This window comes from Klebsiella sp. B345, assembly GCF_051131735.1.
Classification (GTDB): Bacteria; Pseudomonadota; Gammaproteobacteria; order Enterobacterales; family Enterobacteriaceae; genus Klebsiella.
On record NZ_CP180443.1, the window covers coordinates 2,351,282 to 2,368,738 of the forward strand.

18 protein-coding genes are annotated in these 17,457 nt (G+C 56.6%); 8 read left to right on the plus strand and 10 right to left on the minus strand.

Features of this window, described 5'->3' with window-relative positions; translation table 11 throughout:
• Positions 1-28: 28 nt before the first annotated feature.
• Genes ACMYSO_RS11010 through dolP form a run of 4 tightly spaced genes read left to right on the plus strand, consistent with a single transcriptional unit; the run spans position 29 to position 3,652 of the window.
• A complete protein-coding gene (locus ACMYSO_RS11010) occupies positions 29-2,110 on the plus strand; it encodes a penicillin-binding protein activator (protein WP_434670524.1) in 2,082 nt (693 codons plus the stop codon).
• Positions 2,068-2,454 (plus strand): YraN family protein, encoded by a 387-nt coding sequence (locus ACMYSO_RS11015; protein WP_434582941.1) that lies wholly within the window; start codon positions 2,068-2,070, stop codon positions 2,452-2,454. The genes ACMYSO_RS11010 and ACMYSO_RS11015 overlap by 43 nt, the downstream gene beginning before the upstream one ends.
• Before the next feature lie 22 nt (positions 2,455-2,476).
• Positions 2,477-3,067: a DnaA initiator-associating protein DiaA gene (diaA, locus tag ACMYSO_RS11020; RefSeq protein ID WP_002918211.1), complete on the plus strand. Its 591-nt coding sequence runs from the start codon at positions 2,477-2,479 to the stop codon at positions 3,065-3,067.
• 9 nt (positions 3,068-3,076) lie between these two features.
• Positions 3,077-3,652, plus strand: a complete 576-nt coding sequence (gene dolP / locus ACMYSO_RS11025) for a division/outer membrane stress-associated lipid-binding lipoprotein (protein ID WP_123756348.1) — start codon at positions 3,077-3,079, stop codon at positions 3,650-3,652.
• Between the two features lie 84 nt (positions 3,653-3,736).
• Here the strand turns inward: dolP and ACMYSO_RS11030 are convergent, their stop codons facing one another.
• From ACMYSO_RS11030 to ACMYSO_RS11040, 3 genes are all read right to left on the minus strand, one after another.
• Complete coding sequence (locus tag ACMYSO_RS11030; protein ID WP_434670525.1) at positions 3,737-4,774, minus strand: permease; 1,038 nt, start codon at positions 4,772-4,774, stop codon at positions 3,737-3,739.
• Between the two features lie 45 nt (positions 4,775-4,819).
• Positions 4,820-5,464 (minus strand): NAD(P)H-binding protein, encoded by a 645-nt coding sequence (locus ACMYSO_RS11035; protein ID WP_434670789.1) that lies wholly within the window; start codon positions 5,462-5,464, stop codon positions 4,820-4,822.
• A 92-nt stretch (positions 5,465-5,556) separates the two neighbouring features.
• Positions 5,557-5,994: a YhbP family protein gene (locus tag ACMYSO_RS11040; RefSeq protein WP_434670526.1), complete on the minus strand. Its 438-nt coding sequence runs from the start codon at positions 5,992-5,994 to the stop codon at positions 5,557-5,559.
• 55 nt (positions 5,995-6,049) lie between these two features.
• Here ACMYSO_RS11040 and ACMYSO_RS11045 point away from each other — a divergent pair, with 55 nt between their 5' ends.
• On the plus strand, positions 6,050-6,334 hold the full coding sequence (locus tag ACMYSO_RS11045; RefSeq protein ID WP_434670527.1) for a GIY-YIG nuclease family protein: 285 nt from the start codon (positions 6,050-6,052) through the stop codon (positions 6,332-6,334).
• On the opposite strand, the gene ACMYSO_RS11050 is transcribed toward ACMYSO_RS11045, so the two are convergent.
• Both ACMYSO_RS11050 and ubiT read right to left on the minus strand, forming a co-directional pair.
• On the minus strand, positions 6,321-6,824 hold the full coding sequence (locus tag ACMYSO_RS11050) for a GNAT family N-acetyltransferase (RefSeq protein WP_434670528.1): 504 nt from the start codon (positions 6,822-6,824) through the stop codon (positions 6,321-6,323). The genes ACMYSO_RS11045 and ACMYSO_RS11050 overlap by 14 nt on opposite strands.
• Entirely contained in the window at positions 6,818-7,342 is a 525-nt protein-coding gene (gene ubiT / locus ACMYSO_RS11055; RefSeq protein ID WP_123756342.1) for a ubiquinone anaerobic biosynthesis accessory factor UbiT, read from the minus strand. The genes ACMYSO_RS11050 and ubiT overlap by 7 nt, the downstream gene beginning before the upstream one ends.
• 223 nt (positions 7,343-7,565) lie before the next feature.
• Between ubiT and ubiU the strand changes: the two genes are divergently transcribed.
• The 3 genes from ubiU to ACMYSO_RS11070 all read left to right on the plus strand — a co-directional run bounded on the left by ubiU (position 7,566) and on the right by ACMYSO_RS11070 (position 10,598).
• Complete coding sequence (gene ubiU / locus ACMYSO_RS11060; protein ID WP_434582929.1) at positions 7,566-8,561, plus strand: ubiquinone anaerobic biosynthesis protein UbiU; 996 nt, start codon at positions 7,566-7,568, stop codon at positions 8,559-8,561.
• 8 nt (positions 8,562-8,569) lie between these two features.
• The gene (locus tag ACMYSO_RS11065) at positions 8,570-9,448 is read left to right on the plus strand and encodes a U32 family peptidase (protein WP_434670529.1); all 879 of its coding nucleotides are present in this window, start codon (positions 8,570-8,572) and stop codon (positions 9,446-9,448) included.
• Between the two features lie 142 nt (positions 9,449-9,590).
• Positions 9,591-10,598: a luciferase-like monooxygenase gene (locus tag ACMYSO_RS11070; protein WP_434670530.1), complete on the plus strand. Its 1,008-nt coding sequence runs from the start codon at positions 9,591-9,593 to the stop codon at positions 10,596-10,598.
• A gap of 52 nt (positions 10,599-10,650) precedes the next feature.
• Here ACMYSO_RS11070 and mtr read toward each other — a convergent pair whose 3' ends face one another.
• The 5 genes from mtr to pnp form a co-directional block, all read right to left on the minus strand.
• Positions 10,651-11,895 (minus strand): tryptophan permease, encoded by a 1,245-nt coding sequence (mtr, locus tag ACMYSO_RS11075; protein WP_434670532.1) that lies wholly within the window; start codon positions 11,893-11,895, stop codon positions 10,651-10,653.
• A 142-nt stretch (positions 11,896-12,037) separates the two neighbouring features.
• Positions 12,038-13,996 carry a DEAD/DEAH family ATP-dependent RNA helicase gene (locus ACMYSO_RS11080; RefSeq protein WP_123756337.1) on the minus strand — a complete coding sequence of 653 codons (1,959 nt, stop codon included), beginning with the start codon at positions 13,994-13,996 and terminating at the stop codon, positions 12,038-12,040.
• Positions 13,989-14,069 (minus strand): protein YrbN, encoded by an 81-nt coding sequence (gene yrbN, locus ACMYSO_RS11085; RefSeq protein ID WP_099001532.1) that lies wholly within the window; start codon positions 14,067-14,069, stop codon positions 13,989-13,991. Before yrbN ends, ACMYSO_RS11080 begins: the two co-directional genes overlap by 8 nt.
• Positions 14,070-14,172: 103 nt before the next feature.
• Positions 14,173-15,057 carry a lipoprotein NlpI gene (gene nlpI, locus ACMYSO_RS11090; RefSeq protein WP_123756336.1) on the minus strand — a complete coding sequence of 295 codons (885 nt, stop codon included), beginning with the start codon at positions 15,055-15,057 and terminating at the stop codon, positions 14,173-14,175.
• A gap of 108 nt (positions 15,058-15,165) precedes the next feature.
• A complete protein-coding gene (gene pnp, locus ACMYSO_RS11095; RefSeq protein ID WP_434670533.1) occupies positions 15,166-17,301 on the minus strand; it encodes a polyribonucleotide nucleotidyltransferase in 2,136 nt (711 codons plus the stop codon).
• Positions 17,302-17,457 lie beyond the last annotated feature (156 nt).

The window sequence follows — 17,457 nt, forward strand, 5'->3', positions numbered from 1 at the left end:
TGAGCCAAAAAAATATCACTGGATACATATGGTACCGTCAACATTTCTTCGTTCTAAACCCGTGCGTTGTCTGCCCGTACTGCTGGCCGCTCTGATCTTTGCTGGCTGCGGCACCCATACCCCGGATCAAAGCACGGCGTTTTTACAGGGTACAGCACAGGCAGATTCCAGTTATTACCTGCAACAAATGCAGCAAAGCTCGAATGATAGCAAGACCAACTGGCAATTACTCGCCATTCATGCGCTGCTACAGGAAGGTAAAAAACAGCAGGCCGTTGACCTGTTCAACCAGCTACCGTCAAATCTCAACGCCGCACAGGCCCGGGAGCAGTCCCTACTGGCCGTGGAAGTAAAACTGGCGATGAACGATTTCCAGGGCGCCCAGACGCTGCTGGATAAGCTTGATCCGGCCAGCCTGGAGCAATATCAGCAGTCGCGTTACTGGCAGGCGCAAATCGATGCCAGCCAGGGCCGCCCGTCTATTTCGCTGCTACGAGCGCTCATTGCTCAGCAGCCGCTGCTGACTCAGCCGAAACAGCAGCAGCAGAATATCGATGCCACCTGGAAAGCGCTCACCACCATGACCCAGGATCAGGCCAACGCGCTGGTGATCAACGCGGATGAAAACGTCCTGCAAGGGTGGCTGGATCTGCAGCGTATGTGGTTCGATAACCGCAACGATCCCACCATGCTCAAAGCCGGTGTGAAAGACTGGCAGACCCGCTATCCGCAGAACCCAGGCGCCAAAATGCTGCCGACGGCGCTGGTGAATATGCAAAATTATCAGCCGGCCTCGGTCAATAAGATTGCCCTTCTGCTGCCCTTAAACGGCCAGGCCGCCGTATTTGGCCGTACCATTCAGCAAGGTTTTGAAGCCGCCAAAAATGGCGCGCCTGCCGTTGCCGGCAGCGCCGTTCCTGCGCAGGTCGCCCAGGCGGCAAATGTCGCAACCAACGACGTCGTCAGCCCTTCCCAGGCTGAAGTAACCGACCTGACCACCACCGGTACCACCCAGGCGCCGGTGCAGGCTCCAGCCGCCGACCAGGCCCCGCCGACGACAACGCCAGCGCCGGCTACCACCAGCGATACCACCGCCACCTCAACCGAACAACCCGCGGTCACTACGCCTGCGGTTCAGGGCGTGGCGGCGACCCCGGCCAACCCGGCGGCAGAACTGAAAATTTATGACACCAGCTCTCAGCCGATGAGCCAGCTGTTAGCGCAGGTGCAGCAGGACGGCGCGACCATCGTCGTCGGGCCGCTGCTCAAAGATAACGTCGAGGATGTTATCAAGAGCAATACCTCGCTGAACGTGCTGGCGCTGAACCAGCCGGAGAAAGTCGAAAACCGCGCGAATATCTGCTACTTCGCGCTGTCGCCGGAAGATGAAGCTCGCGATGCGGCGCGTCATATCCACGATCAAGGTAAACAAACGCCGCTGCTGCTGGCGCCGCGCGGCGCCCTCGGCGATCGTGTGGTAAGCGCTTTCGCTAACGAATGGCTAAAACTGGGCGGCGGAACCGTCCTGCAGCAGCGTTTCGGCTCCACCGCCGAGCTGAAATCCAGCGTGAACAGCGGTATCTCATTGACCGGTACGCCGGTGTCAACGCTGCCGTCAGCGCAGGACAGCACCCTCGGTAGCGCGGAAGATGTGCCGGTCAGCAGCTCAGGCGGTGTTGATGCGACCTGGATCCTCGCCACACCAGAGCAGATTGGCTACATCAAACCGATGATTGCTCTACGCAACGGCAGCCAAAGCGGCGCCACCCTGTACGCCAGCTCCCGCAGCGCTCAGGGCACCGCAGGCCCCGATTTCCGTCTGGAGATGGAAGGTTTGCAGTATAGTGAGATCCCGATGCTGGCCGGCAGCAACCCGGCACTGATGCAGCAGGCGCTCTCTGCCGTACGCAACGATTATTCGCTGGCTCGCCTGTATGCGATGGGTGCGGATGCCTGGTCGCTGGCTAACCATTTCTCCCAGATGCGCCAGACCCCGGGCTTCGAGCTGAACGGTAATACCGGCGATCTGACGGCCACGCCTGACTGTGTGATCACCAGGAAATTGTCATGGCTCAAGTACCAGCACGGACAGGTCGTCTCAGCCAACTAACTAAACAGACCGGCGACGCCTGGGAAAACCAGGCGCGTCGGTGGCTGGAAGATCAAGGACTTCGGTTTGTCGCCGCCAACGCCCGTGAGCGAGGCGGCGAAATTGACCTCATCATGCGCGATGGTGTGACCACCGTGTTTGTGGAAGTGCGCTATCGTCGCAATGCCCGCTACGGTGATGCTGCCGCCAGCGTCACGCAAAGAAAACAACAAAAGCTCCTGCAGGCCGCCCGTCTGTGGCTCTCCCGGCATAATGGGAGCTTTGACACTGTGGATTGCCGTTTCGATGTGGTAGCCTTCACCGGAAACGACATCCAATGGCTGAAAAACGCCTTTGGCGAATAGCGTAAATGAATTAAGGGATCCCGTGCTCGATAGAATTAAAGCCTGCTTCACTGAAAGCATTCAAACCCAAATTGCAGCAGCGGAAGCACTCCCGGATGCCATCTCCCGTGCGGCCATGACGCTTGTGCAGTCGCTGCTTAATGGCAACAAAATCCTCTGTTGTGGCAATGGCACCTCTGCCGCCAACGCACAGCATTTTGCTGCCAGCATGATTAATCGTTTTGAAACAGAGCGCCCAGGTTTACCCGCCATTGCACTAAATACCGATAATGTGGTCTTAACCGCAATTGCCAACGATCGCCTGCATGACGAGATTTATGCCAAGCAGGTGCGCGCGTTGGGTCACGCAGGCGATGTCCTGCTGGCGATCTCCACGCGCGGCAATAGTCGGGACATCGTGAAAGCCGTTGAAGCGGCGGTGACCCGCGACATGACCATTGTCGCGCTGACCGGCTACGACGGTGGTGAGCTGGCGGGCCTGTTGGGCCAGCAGGATGTCGAGATCCGCATTCCTTCTCATCGCAGCGCGCGAATTCAGGAGATGCATATGCTCACCGTCAACTGCCTGTGCGATTTGATTGATAACACGCTTTTTCCACACCAGGACGATTAAGGAGAACACATGAAGGCTCTCTCGCCCCTCGCCATCATTCTGTCTGCACTACTGCTACAAGGATGCGTTGCCGCAGCGGTAGTCGGAACCGCAGCTGTCGGCACCAAAGCCGCCACGGACCCGCGTACGGTCGGAACCCAGGTTGATGACAGCACGTTGGAACTGCGCGTCAACAGCGCGCTATCGAAAGACGAACAGATTAAGAAACAGGCGCGGATTAACGTCACGGCCTATCAGGGTAAAGTCCTGCTGACCGGTCAGTCACCGACGTCAGACCTTTCCGCGCGCGCAAAACAAATTGCGATGGGCGTCGAAGGGACCACGGAAGTGTTTAACGAAGTTCGCCAGGGCCAGCCGATTGGCTTAGGCACCGCCTCTTCTGATACGTGGGTAACCACCAAAGTGCGTTCCCAGCTGCTGGGCACCGATCAGGTGAAATCGTCGAACGTCAAAGTGACCACCGAGAATGGTGAAGTGTTCCTGATGGGGCTGGTCACCGATCGCGAAGGGCGTGCTGCGGCAGATATCGCCAGCCGGGTCAGCGGCGTGTCTCGCGTCACGACCGCCTTTACCTACATCAAATAAGTCCCAGCGCCCGCCCCTTTCCCGGGGCGGTGCTCCAGGTTTCGTCGCCCGGACAGGCGTGCAGCGCCGCCTCCGGGAAGATCATCAGATTAACGCCAGTCCTCCCACCACCGCACCGCACAATGCCACCAGCCCGCCGGTCAACCACAGCGCTTTCGCCGGAAATGCCTTATGCAGCATAATCAACGACGGCATGCTGACCGCAGGCAGGGTAATCAGCAGCGCCAGCGCCGGTGCAAACCCCATACCCGCCAGCATCATGGTCTGCACGATAGGGATCTCTGCCGCCGTCGGGATAACAAACAGACAGCCGGCAACTGCCATCGCGATAACCCAGAACAGCGTGTTACCAACCACGCCATCGGCATGTGGGAACAGCCAGACACGCGCAGCACCCAGCACCAGCACCGCCAGGATATAGACCGGGATCGTGCTCCAGAACAGCGTCCACAGCGCGCTCAGCCAGCGGGAGAAAAAGTGCCCAGGTTCGCTCTCGTCGATGACGGGCACGGTTGAAGGCTCTGTTGCCGCCTCTTTCACCCATCTTTGAACCAGCGTCGCCACAATCAGCACCGTCGCCAGTCCCGCTACAAGCCGAATCAGCGCAAACTGCCAGCCCAGTACAAACCCCATGAACACCAGCGTCGCCGGGTTCAGCAGCGGGTTGCCCATCCAGAACGCCAGCGCACCACCCATCGACACCTGTTGCTTACGCATCCCCGCCGCTACCGGCGCGGCACAGCAGGTACACATCATGCCGGGAAGCGCGAACAGCACGCCGGAGAGCGTCCCAAGAAACCGCTTTTGCCCCAGCGTGCGTAGCAGCCAGTTGCGCGGGATCAGTACCTGAATCAACGAGCCGAGCAGGACGCCAAGCACTGCAGCTTTCCAGACCGCCAGAAAGTAGACCAGCGCATAGTCCCATGCCGCTTTCAGCGGGTTGGCGTCGGCCTGAGCGAGGATCGATTTGCCGATGCTGTGGGTTTCTGCAGCCGTAAACGCTTTGCCGTAGTACGGCTGCCATTTAACGATCCACAGACCCACGATCACGACGAGGAAAAAGAGTGCGGGTTTCCACCATTGAAACGGTGTTGCCGCCTGAGATGAAGACTGACCAGCCATAGCATTCCCCAGGAAAAATGTGGTGATAACGTGAAGCGCAGAATACTACGCTTCGCTGGCCGCGATTTCACGCAGTTTTGCCGAGGGTAGAATCGTGACGCCCTGCTGTGCGGGCGCAAGCGCTTCGCTCAGCATCACCTTGGCCACATCCCGGGCGTGGATTGATTTCCAGTTCCCCGGTAACAGGCTGAACAACGGCGCCAGCAGCGCTTCGTTGGCCCGGTTTTTTTCGCGTTCACCCAGCAGCATCGAGGGGCGCAGGATCGTCAGTTGCTGCCACGGCTGCGCGCGCAGCGCCGCTTCCATCTCACCTTTTACCCGATTGTAGAAAAACATCGAATGCGCATCGGCACCCATCGCGCTGACCACCAGCATATGCTTCGCGCCGAGGCGCAGGCCCGTCAACGCTGTATCCACCACCAGCGTGTAGTCAGCCTGAACAAATGCGGCTTTGCTGCCCGCATCCCGCCGCGTGGTACCCAGGCAGCAGAACACGATATCAATCGGCTCGACCACCTGCGCCAGCGCATCGCTCAGCTGCGGGTCGTGAGGATTGAACACCCCTGCGCCATCCTCCAGCGGACGGCGGGTTGCGGCGGTGATTGCCGTGATGCCCGGCGCCTGCCTCAACATTCGAAGTAAGTGCCCACCAACTAACCCGGTCGCCCCGGTAATCAAGACCCGACTCATCATACCTCCAAAAAAATCACCCTGCCGCGGCGGCAACCGCACTAACCACAGTATGCAGGCAGTATGAGATTCTGCACGCCTGGCACCGGCTTTTACGCGCTTTCGGCGTCGCGTAGCCAGTGCAGTTTGGTGCCAAAGCCCAGGGTGTTATCGGTAAATTTAAGCTCATCGGGACGGATTTCCCAGACCGGCGCGGGCAACATTCTGGCCACTGGAAAACGGCTGACATAGCGCTGGCGCATCGCCGCTTCCTCGTCGCCAGAGAGGCGGCGAATTTCACCTTTGAACTGGACACCGCGGATCAAGGCGACGGTTTTCGGCTGGCCATTCACGGTACCGGCAACCTGCGCACGAGGGCCGCTCATCCGCCCGTGTCGGGTGTTGTCATCGCTCAGGAGATAAAAGGCAACGCGTTCTGAGTCATACACGTAAAACGCGTTGGCGCACCACAATTCGCCCTCGCTGGCCACACACCAGGTAATAACGTGCTGTTTGCTCAGCCAGCGGCCGATCGCAGCAAGCGTATCCATCTTTACTCTCCAGTATGCTATGGTGCACCCACCTTAACATACCGATCTCACTGCCGTGTGCTGGTTTCTTTATTTGATACGTACCGCCGATAATCGTCTCTATACCGGGATTACGACCGATGTCTCACGCCGTTTTTGCCAGCATCAGGAGGGTAAGGGGGCGAAAGCGTTGCGGGGAAAAGGTGTGCTACAGCTGGCGTTTAGCCAGGAAGTTGGTGAACACTCACTTGCACTACGGCTCGAGTACCGCATCAAGCAGCTAACGAAGCGCCAGAAAGAGCGCCTCGTTACCGGAGATGGTTCTTTCGAGACCCTGCTGGAGAGTCTCAGAAGCGATTGAAGTGGTCGCTGTACTCCACCAGGCCATGCACGCCTTCCAGCGCGTCTTCGGCCAGAGGGCGAACCTGAAAAGCCTCGGCGGTATCTGGCCAGCGGCAACGCAGATCGAAACGGGCTGCCGGCTCAAAGCCCAGGCGGCTATACAAGGCCGGGTCGCCTAATGTGACGACGGCGGCGTAGCTAAATTCATTCAGGGAATCCAGCCCTTCGTAAACCAGCTGGCTGCCGATACCCTGTCCGCGGTAGTTTTCGTCCACCGCCAGCGGAGCCAGACCGACCCATTGCAGCTCTTCGCCTTCGACAGAGACCGGGCTGAAGGCAACATAGCCGATAATCTGCCCTTCGTCGTCGGTCGCAACCACGCCGAGCGTGATCAGGCCGTCTTCACGTAAATCGTGCACCAGCTGCGCTTCAGCCTCGTTGCCAAACGTACGACGCAATAAGGCGTCGATTCCCGGTGCATCAATCCCAATTTCAACTCGAATCAGCATGCCTCACCTACCGATGTCTGTTCAGGTTTCTGCGGGCTGCTTAGCCCGGCTTCAACAAAGTCCGCCATTTGCAGCAGCATCACGCGTAGCGCTTTCGGCATCTGCTCCAGCTCGATGGCATCCATCAGGTTTTTTACATACAGCCCCAGCTCGGTATCGCCTTCAATCACCAGTCGACGCTGGAAAAACAGCGTATCCGGATCCTGTTTACGCGCGGCAATCATCAGCAGATCGCTGGCATCAGCGCTGAAGCTCACGTCGGCTTGCGCCATTGAGCTCACCACCAGCCGCCCATCGCTTACCGAGGTATACCACAGCAGACCGATATCACGCACATTAATACTTAACCAGCGGCCTTCGAGAAAATCCAGCTCACCATCTTCCAGTGCCTGACGGAACTGCCAGCTTAACACCTGCTCCAGCACCTGACGCTTGAGGGCAAAAGGCGCCAGCTTAACCGGCACGCTCAGTAAAGACGGGCCAAAGTGGACCAGCCGGGAACGCAATTTATCCAACACAAGCCTTACTCCATGAAAGCAATAGTTCCACTATTGTGCCATATCAAATAAACGACATAGCGGCGTAAATCAACAAAATCGCGTCGACAGGTTCCTATTATTGAATCCGTCAATACGCTTTTAACTGCCTCAAATCAAGAATTGTCACCAGAAGGTTAACTAAAATCCCTGCTCATTAACCCTAATTAGCGTCCCTCCGGGCCGCATTTTTCCAGGAAAAATTATGGAGCTGCTCTGCCCAGCCGGTAATCTTCCGGCACTTAAGGCGGCCATCGAAAACGGTGCCGATGCCGTCTATATTGGGCTGAAAGATGACACCAACGCCCGCCACTTTGCCGGTCTGAATTTCACCGAAAAGAAACTGCAGGAAGCCGTCAGCTTTGTTCATCAGCACCGTCGTAAACTGCATATTGCGATCAATACCTTTGCGCACCCTGACGGTTACATCCGTTGGCAACGTGCGGTAGACATGGCAGCACAGTTGGGTGCCGATGCCTTGATTCTAGCCGACATCGCCATGCTGGAGTACGCCGCCGAGCGCTATCCGCATATTGAGCGCCACGTCTCGGTGCAGGCCTCAGCCACTAATGAAGAGGCGGTGCGTTTCTATCACCGTAATTTCGACGTCGCCCGGGTGGTATTGCCACGGGTGCTCTCGATTCATCAGGTGAAGCAACTGGCGCGCACCACGCCGGTTCCGCTGGAGGTTTTCGCCTTCGGTAGCCTGTGTATCATGGCGGAAGGCCGTTGCTATCTCTCCTCTTATCTGACTGGCGAATCGCCAAATACCGTCGGCGCCTGTTCACCTGCGCGCTTTGTTCGCTGGCAACAAACGCCTCAAGGGCTGGAGTCGCGCCTGAACGAAGTCCTGATTGACCGTTATCAGGATGGTGAAAACGCTGGCTACCCGACGCTGTGCAAAGGCCGCTATCTGGTGGATGGCGAGCGCTATCATGCGCTGGAAGAGCCAACCAGCCTGAATACGCTGGAGCTGCTGCCGGAACTGATGGCGGCAAATATTGCGTCGGTGAAAATTGAAGGTCGTCAGCGCAGCCCCGCCTACGTCACCCAGGTCGCGAAAGTCTGGCGTCAGGCGATCGATCGCTGCAAAGCCGATCCGCAGCACTTTGTCCCGCAATCTGCGTGGATGGAGACGCTCGGCGCGATGTCTGAAGGGACGCAAACCACTCTTGGCGCCTACCACCGTAAATGGCAGTGAGAAACGTGATGAAATATTCGTTAGGGCCAGTGCTTTACTACTGGTCAAAAGAGACGCTGGACGATTTTTACCAGCAGGCAGCCAGCTCCAGCGCCGATACCATCTATCTGGGCGAAGCGGTATGCAGTAAACGTCGTGCCACCAAAGTGGGTGACTGGCTTGAGATGGCGAAAGCCCTGGCCGGCAGCGGCAAGCAGGTGGTGCTCTCCACTCTCGCGCTTGTGCAGGCCTCCTCGGAGCTAGGCGAGCTGAAACGCTATGTCGATAACGGCGAATTTCTGATCGAAGCCAGCGACCTCGGCGTGGTGAATATGTGTGCCGAGCGTCGACTGCCGTTTGTCGCCGGTCATGCGCTCAACTGCTATAACGCCGTCACCCTGCGTTTACTACACAAACAGGGGATGGTGCGCTGGTGCATGCCGGTTGAGCTTTCCCGCGACTGGCTGGTGAACCTGCTCACGCAGTGTGAAGAGCTGGGGATCCGCGATCGGTTTGAAGTGGAAGTGCTGAGCTACGGCCATCTGCCGCTGGCCTACTCTGCCCGCTGTTTTACCGCACGCTCCGAAGACCGTCCGAAAGACGAATGCGAAACCTGCTGCATTAAGTACCCGAACGGGCGCAGCGTGCTGTCCCAGGAGAATCAGCAGGTCTTCGTCCTGAACGGTATCCAGACCATGAGCGGCTATGTGTATAACCTGGGTAACGAGCTGGCATCGATGCAGGGGCTGGTTGATATGGTACGCCTGTCACCGCTTGGCAATGAGACCTTTGCCATGCTGGATGCCTTCCGCGCCAATGAAAACGGCACTTCACCACTGCCGCTGACCGCCAACAGCGATTGTAACGGTTACTGGAAGCGGTTGGCCGGGCTGGAACTGCAATCCTGAAAATAGCTCACTTTGTTAACAACACGTCTCGTTTTTTCATGCAGTATTAACGCTGCAGCTTTTCTGGCCGGCGCCTGCTGAATGCGCCAGGCTGGAAGAAGACCTTCAATCTGATGACGATGCTGTAACAAAGTGAGCCTTTATGACTGACAAATCTATTCCGTTCTCGGTGCTCGATCTGGCGCCGATCCCACAGGGCTCTTCTGCACAAGAAGCCTTCTCCCACTCTTTGGATCTCGCACAACTGGCTGAAAAACGCGGCTATCACCGCTACTGGCTGGCGGAACATCACAATATGGTCGGGATCGCCAGCGCCGCAACCTCGGTGCTTATCGGCTATCTTGCCGCCAATACCACGACGCTGCACCTGGGCTCCGGTGGCGTCATGCTGCCCAACCACGCGCCGCTGGTGATTGCCGAGCAGTTTGGCACTCTGAACACGCTCTATCCCGGACGAATTGACCTCGGTCTTGGCCGCGCGCCGGGCAGCGACCAGCCGACAATGCGCGCGCTACGCCGCCACATGAGCGGAGATGTCGACAATTTCCCGCGCGATGTTGCCGATCTGGTGGACTGGTTTGATGCCCGCGATCCTAATCCGCACGTGCGCCCGGTACCCGGCTACGGGGAAAAGATCCCGGTGTGGCTGCTCGGTTCCAGCCTGTACAGCGCCCAGCTGGCAGCGCAGCTTGGACTGCCTTTTGCCTTCGCCTCACACTTCGCGCCGGATATGCTGTTGCAGGCCCTGCATCTCTACCGGACCCAGTTCAAGCCGTCAGCGCGGTTAGCACAACCGTATGCCATGGTGTGCATTAATATCATCGCCGCCGACAGCAACCGTGATGCGGAATTCCTGTTTACCTCGATGCAGCAGGCGTTTGTGAAACTGCGCCGCGGCGAAACCGGTCAACTACCACCGCCGGTGGAGAATATGCACCAGCTGTGGTCCGCTTCTGAGCAGTACGGCGTGCAGCAGGCGCTGAGCATGTCGCTGGTCGGGGATAAAACTAAGATTCGCCACGGGCTGGAGTCTGTATTGCGTGATACCCAGGCCGACGAGCTGATGGTGAACGGCCAGATCTTCGATCATCAGGCGCGGTTGCATTCGTTTGAGTTAGCGATGCAGGTGAAAGAGGAAGTGCTGGGTTAATGTCTGTTTCCGCTTCCCGGCTGGGATGAACACCAACCGGGAAGCGTTGAAATTATTGATAAACAGGCAGGATGTTAAAGCTCGATAAGAAATGGACCACCACGTTTCCGGCACCAAACAGCAGAATCAGCACAATCATCGGCATTCCACCCCAGACGCGAAACTGTGGGCTACCGAAGCGCTTACGTGATGCGCGGGCCAGCAGCGCCGGCACAATCGCCGCCCAGATGGTCGCCGCTAACCCGGCATAGCCGATGGCATACAGAAAACCGTCAGGCTGCAGCAGGCCGCCGATCATCGGTGGAACGAAGGTCAGCAGCGCCGTTTTAAAGCGTCCCAGAGCCGAATCATCAAAACCAAACAGATCGGCCAGATAGTCAAACAGGCCCAGAGTCACTCCAAGGAACGAGCTGGCAACCGCGAAGTTTGAAAACACGACCAGCAGCAGGTCCAGGCTACGGCTATTGAGTACGCCGCTCAGCGCCTGCACCAGCACGTCAATGTTACCGCCCTTCTGAGCAATACCGACAAACTCCGGACGTGGAATATTGCCCATTGTCACCAGCAACCAGATGACATACAGCCCCAGCGCCAGCAGCGTGCCGTACACCAGGCAACGGACGATGGTACGCGGATCCTTGCCGTAATACTTCATCAAGCTCGGCACATTACCGTGGTAGCCAAAAGAAGCCAGGCAAAACGGCAACGTCATCAGCAGGTACGGCGTGTAGGAGGCATTTTTTTCAGCGACGTTCAACAGCGTGGTCGGTTCAACATGCCCCAGCAGGCTGCCAAAGGTCAGGAAAAAGGTGATGACCTTTGCACCCAACACAATCGCCGTCATCCGGCTCACCGCTTTGGTGCTCAACCAGACGATAAAAGCAACCAGCAGCGCAAAGCCAAAGCCCGCCGCCCGCGCCGGAACGTCTAGCGAAAGTTCAGAAAACGTATGGTGGAGGATCGAACCGCTGGCCGAAATGTAGGCGTAGGTCAGGATATAAAGGACAAAGGCAATTGAAAGCCCATTAATCAGGTTCCAGCCTCTGCCGAGCAGGTCTTTGGTAATGGTGTCAAAACTGGAACCAATGCGGTAGTTCAGGTTCGCTTCCAGAATCATCAGCCCGGAGTGCAGCATACAGAACCAGGTGAAGACCAGAGCGGCCAGCGACCAGAAGAACCACGCACCGGACATAACCACCGGCAGCGAAAACATCCCTGCGCCAATAATGGTCCCGCCGATAATCACCACGCCGCCAAACAGGGACGGTCGGGTTGCCGTAGTGGTAAGTGTCGCCATTTAACGCAATCTCCAGTCAATCATGCTTTAAGTTATTAACGCGAAGCACTGTACCAGTACACGAGTACAAAAGGAATAAAAAAAGCCCCAATCATCACGATCGGGGCTGTATTATTTACTTTACGCTAGCGGAGTGCGCTAATTACGCATCGCCACCGAAACGACGACGACCCGCGGAATCATCACGGCGCGGTGCAGCTGCATCATCACGACGCGGTGCACGACCTTCACGACGTTCGCCGCTGAAACGACGACCATCACCACGGCCACCTTCGCGACGCTCACCGCTGAAATTACGGCCGCCTTCACGACGTTCGCCACCGAATGCACGACCGCCTTCGCGACGTTCACCACCGCCACGACGCTCGCCGCCACGGTCCGGACGCGGCTGAGCATCGCCCAGCAGCTGCATGTTCATCGGCTTGTTCAGGATGCGGGTGCGAGTAAAGTGCTGCAGAACTTCGCCCGGCATGCCTTTCGGCAGTTCGATAGTGGAGTGGGTACCAAACAGCTTGATGTTACCGATGTAACGGCTGCTGATGTCGCCTTCGTTAGCGATAGCGCCAACGATGTGACGAACTTCAACACCATCATCACGGCCCACTTCAATGCGATACAGTTCCATATCACCCACGTCACGACGTTCGCGCTTCGGACGATCTTCACCACCACGTTCCGGACGGTCGCCACGCGGGCCACGGTCATTACGATCGTTACGACGTTCGAAACGATCGTCGCGATCGCGGAATTCACGCTTAGGACGCATCGGGGCATCCGGCGGCAGAATCAGCGGACGCTCGCCCTGAGCCATTTTCAGCAGTGCTGCGGCCAGAGTTTCGATATCCAGTTCTTCACCTTCGGCGGACGGCTTGATGTTCGCCAGCAGCGCACGGTACTGGTCCAGATCGCTGCTTTCCAGCTGCTGCTGAATTTTCGCGGCGAATTTTTCCAGACGGCGTTTGCCCAGCAGCTCTGCGTTCGGCAGTTCTACTTCTGGAATCGTCAGCTTCATGGTGCGTTCGATGTTACGCAGCAGGCGGCGTTCGCGGTTCTCAACGAACAGCAGCGCACGACCAGCACGACCCGCACGACCGGTACGGCCGATACGGTGAACGTAAGATTCTGAGTCCATCGGGATGTCGTAGTTAACAACCAGGCTGATACGTTCAACGTCGAGGCCACGAGCCGCAACGTCGGTCGCAATCAGGATGTCCAGACGACCATCTTTCAGACGTTCCAGAGTCTGCTCACGCAGGGACTGGTTCATGTCACCGTTCAGCGCGGCGCTGTTATAACCGCTACGCTCCAGCGCTTCTGCCACTTCCAGGGTCGCGTTTTTGGTACGAACGAAGATAATCGCCGCATCAAAATCTTCCGCTTCCAGGAAACGCACCAGCGCTTCGTTTTTACGCATACCGTAGGCAGTCCAGTAGCTCTGGCTGATGTCCGGGCGAGTCGTTACGCTGGACTGGATGCGCACTTCCTGCGGCTCTTTCATAAAGCGGCGGGTAATACGACGGATCGCTTCCGGCATAGTGGCAGAGAACAGAGCGGTCTGATGACCTTCTGGGATCTGAGCCATAATGGTTTCTACGTCTTCGATGAAGCCCATGCGCAGCATTTCGTCAGCTTCATCCAACACCAGACCGCTCAGTTTAGAGAGATCCAGCGTACCGCGCTTCAGGTGGTCCAGCAGACGACCCGGGGTACCGACGACGATCTGTGGTCCCTGGCGCAGTGCACGCAGCTGCACGTCATAACGCTGGCCGCCGTAAAGGGCTACCACGTTTACGCCGCGCATATGTTTAGAGAATTCCGTCATCGCTTCAGCAACCTGTACCGCCAGTTCGCGGGTCGGCGCCAGCACCAGAATTTGCGGTGCTTTGAGCTCAGGATCAAGGTTGTTCAGCAGCGGTAAAGAGAACGCTGCAGTTTTACCGCTACCAGTCTGGGCCATACCCAGAACGTCGCGGCCGCCCAGCAGGTGCGGAATGCACTCAGCCTGGATCGGAGATGGTTTTTCGTAACCCAGATCGTTAAGGGCTTCAAGGATAGGAGCCTTCAGGCCCAGATCTGCAAAAGTGGTTTCGAATTCAGCCATGTAGTACGTGTGCCTCAAAATTAATGGCGGCCAGTCTACATAACTCAACGTGAAAATTTAGAGTAATTTTCATTGAAAAGTGTGAACCGGCTCAAAGTAGGTGTATTAACGAACAACAACGCCCTCACCCGTAAAGGTGATGGCAAACAAAAAATGGGCTGATGTGTGTTCGTCAGCTATTGCTGGTCCGATTCTGCCAGGTCATCTTGCTCCTGGCCCAAGAGCGATAATTCCAACAATGCGTATCGGTGCTCAACGTAGTTGTGAACGTTGTTTGCGACCGCCAGTTTGAACAGTGCCGTAGCGCTGTCCCTGTCCCCCAGACTTAGGTAGTACTTACCTAAATAGAAGTTGGTTTCACTGAGATGCTCAGCGAGCGAGGTGTTATCCGTTGCGTCTGCCTTCAAACGATCCATCAGCGTTTTTTCGCTAATATCGTTAAGGTAGAACTCGACAATGTTCCATCCCCATTGTTCTTTATCCGATTTGTCGAAGCGCTGTTTTAGTGCTTCAAGTGCCTGCTTCTCGTCGAGTTTGCGCTCGGCGAGGTAAAGCCACAGACTACGGAAAGGATCATTGGGATCGTCTTGATAAAACGCCAGCAGATCATCTTGCGCTAACTTAGCACGACCGCCGTAATACAGAGCGATGCCGCGATTTAAGTGCGCGTAGTTGTAAGTTGGATCAAGCTCAAGTACAGAATCAAACGCTTCATAGGCAGCATCAAAATTGCCTGCCTGCGTTAAATAAATGCCTAAGTAATTGAATACTTCAGGCATATCTGGTCGGATTGCCAGCGCTTGTGAAAAATCATTTCGCGCTAATGCCCTCAGACCGAGACTATCATACAACACTCCGCGCTCATATAAAAGCTGTGCGCGTTCGTCATCGGTTAAAGCCCGACTGGCAAGAATTTGTTCCATGCGCGCCAGAATCACTTCTTGCTGCAAAGTCGGTTGCAATGGCACCGCGAGGACTGCGTCCTTACGCCAGGCAGAGTTGCTGCATCCTGCCAGCGTGAGAGCTGTCGCCACGAAACACCAGCGCAAAAAAGGCTTCATTTCCCACTCCCGAAGACAACGATTGGATGAACGTCCAGTTCCCCGACTGCAAACAAGGCGTCCTGCCCGTAATAAGCCCTCCGCCAGAGCGGAGGGCAAACGGCAATCTTACTCGCCCTGCTCAGCAGCCGGAGCTTCCGGTGCAACGGCAGGCTGAGTTTGTTCAGCTGCTTCTTTAATGCTCAGACGAACACGGCCCTGACGGTCAACTTCCAGTACCTTAACCGGTACTTCCTGACCCATCTGCAGGTAATCGGTCACTTTCTCAACGCGCTTGTCGGCGATCTGAGAGATATGAACCAGACCTTCTTTACCGCCGCCAATGGCAACGAATGCGCCAAAGTCTACGATACGGGTCACTTTACCATTGTAGACGCGACCCACTTCGATCTCAGCAGTAATCTCTTCGATACGACGGATAGCGTGCTGTGCTTTATCACCATCAGTTGCTGCGATTTTCACGGTACCGTCATCTTCGATTTCGATGGTGGTGCCGGTTTCTTCGGTCAGCGCACGGATGACGGAACCGCCTTTACCGATAACGTCTTTGATCTTGTCCGGACTGATCTTGATGGTATGGATACGCGGTGCGAATTCAGAGATATCGCCGCGCGGCGCGTTAATCGCCTGCTCCATCACGCCCAGGATGTGCAGACGCGCACCTTTAGCCTGGTTCAGCGCAACCTGCATGATCTCTTTGGTGATACCTTCAATTTTGATATCCATCTGCAGTGCAGAGATACCGTCGCGGGAACCCGCTACTTTGAAGTCCATATCACCCAGGTGGTCTTCGTCACCCAGAATGTCAGACAGAACAACGTAGTTGTCGCCTTCTTTCACCAGGCCCATTGCGATACCAGCAACGGCGGCTTTCACCGGCACGCCAGCATCCATCAGCGCCAGAGAAGCACCACACACGGAAGCCATAGAAGAAGAACCGTTAGATTCGGTGATTTCAGAAACCACACGTACGGTGTACGGGAATTCTTCAGTGGTCGGCATCACGGCCAGCACGCCGCGCTTAGCCAGACGACCGTGACCGATTTCACGACGCTTCGGTGAACCTACCATGCCGGTCTCACCAACGGAGTACGGAGGGAAGTTGTAGTGGAACAGGAAGGAGTCAGTACGCTCGCCCATCAGTTCATCAATGTTCTGTGCATCACGTGCAGTACCCAGGGTCGCGGTAACCAGCGCCTGCGTTTCGCCACGGGTGAACAGTGCAGAACCGTGAGTACGCGGCAGAACGCCAGTACGAACGTCCAGGCCACGGATCATATCTTTTTCACGACCATCGATACGCGGTTCGCCTGCCAGTACGCGGCTACGAACGGCATTTTTCTCGATAGCGTGCAGGATTTCACCCAGTTCGTTAGCGTCCAGGGTTTCGTCTTCTGCAACCAGTGTAGCGATGACTTCAGCTTTGATCGCGTCAATCTGCGCGTAACGCTCTTGCTTGTCGGTGATACGGTAAGCGTCGCTCAGACGAGCTTCAGCCAGTGCGGCAACGCGCGCGTTCAGCGCTTCGTTGACGGCTTCAGGCTGCCAGTCCCAACGCGGTTTGCCCGCTTCTTTCACCAGGTCGTTGATGGTCTGAATAACAATCTGCTGCTGCTCATGGCCAAAGACCACTGCGCCCAGCATCTGGTCTTCGCTCAGCAGTTCTGCTTCGGATTCAACCATCAGTACGGCAGCTTCGGTACCGGCAACAACCAGGTCCAGCTTACTTTCTTTCAGCTCATCCTGAGTCGGGTTCAGTACGTACTGGTCATTGATGTAGCCAACACGCGCGGAACCGATCGGACCGTTGAATGGGATACCAGACAGGGACAGAGCCGCGGAAGCACCAATCATGGCGACGATATCCGGGTTAACCTGTGGGTTAACGGAAACAACGGTAGCAATAACCTGAACTTCGTTGACGAAGCCTTCCGGGAACAGCGGACGAACCGGGCGGTCAATCAGACGCGCGATCAGGGTTTCGCCTTCGCTCGGACGGCCTTCACGACGGAAGAAGCCACCCGGGATTTTACCGGCTGCGTAGGTACGTTCCTGGTAGTTAACGGTCAGCGGGAAGAAGTCCTGACCTGGTTTAGCTTTTTTCTGACCAACAACGGTAACGAATACCGCAGTGTCATCCATGCTAACCATGACAGCGGCACTGGCCTGACGAGCCATCATGCCGGTTTCCAGGGTGACGGTATGTTGGCCGTACTGGAATTTACGAACGATCGGATTTAGCAAGATTCTATCCTTTATATCAATTGGTGACGCTATATCCACGACATAGCATCGTTGACCCGATCTTTTGCATCCTCGCGACTAATGACAACCTTTACCCGTCTCTACAGGTCAAGCCTCTCATTAGCCGCGCGAACCTCTGCACAAAGATCATTAATA

Coding starts and splice junctions, on each gene's coding strand:
- ACMYSO_RS11010 (WP_434670524.1), top strand. CDS start 29: ATGGTACCGTCAACATTTCTTCGTTCTAAACCCGTGCGTTGTCTGCCC.
- ACMYSO_RS11015 (WP_434582941.1), top strand. CDS start 2,068: ATGGCTCAAGTACCAGCACGGACAGGTCGTCTCAGCCAACTAACTAAA.
- dolP (WP_123756348.1), top strand. CDS start 3,077: ATGAAGGCTCTCTCGCCCCTCGCCATCATTCTGTCTGCACTACTGCTA.
- ACMYSO_RS11030 (WP_434670525.1), bottom strand. CDS start 4,774: ATGGCTGGTCAGTCTTCATCTCAGGCGGCAACACCGTTTCAATGGTGG.
- ACMYSO_RS11035 (WP_434670789.1), bottom strand. CDS start 5,464: ATGAGTCGGGTCTTGATTACCGGGGCGACCGGGTTAGTTGGTGGGCAC.
- ACMYSO_RS11040 (WP_434670526.1), bottom strand. CDS start 5,994: ATGGATACGCTTGCTGCGATCGGCCGCTGGCTGAGCAAACAGCACGTT.
- ACMYSO_RS11050 (WP_434670528.1), bottom strand. CDS start 6,824: ATGCTGATTCGAGTTGAAATTGGGATTGATGCACCGGGAATCGACGCC.
- ubiU (WP_434582929.1), top strand. CDS start 7,566: ATGGAGCTGCTCTGCCCAGCCGGTAATCTTCCGGCACTTAAGGCGGCC.
- ACMYSO_RS11065 (WP_434670529.1), top strand. CDS start 8,570: ATGAAATATTCGTTAGGGCCAGTGCTTTACTACTGGTCAAAAGAGACG.
- ACMYSO_RS11070 (WP_434670530.1), top strand. CDS start 9,591: ATGACTGACAAATCTATTCCGTTCTCGGTGCTCGATCTGGCGCCGATC.
- mtr (WP_434670532.1), bottom strand. CDS start 11,895: ATGGCGACACTTACCACTACGGCAACCCGACCGTCCCTGTTTGGCGGC.
- ACMYSO_RS11080 (WP_123756337.1), bottom strand. CDS start 13,996: ATGGCTGAATTCGAAACCACTTTTGCAGATCTGGGCCTGAAGGCTCCT.
- yrbN (WP_099001532.1), bottom strand. CDS start 14,069: ATGAAAATTACTCTAAATTTTCACGTTGAGTTATGTAGACTGGCCGCC.
- nlpI (WP_123756336.1), bottom strand. CDS start 15,057: ATGAAGCCTTTTTTGCGCTGGTGTTTCGTGGCGACAGCTCTCACGCTG.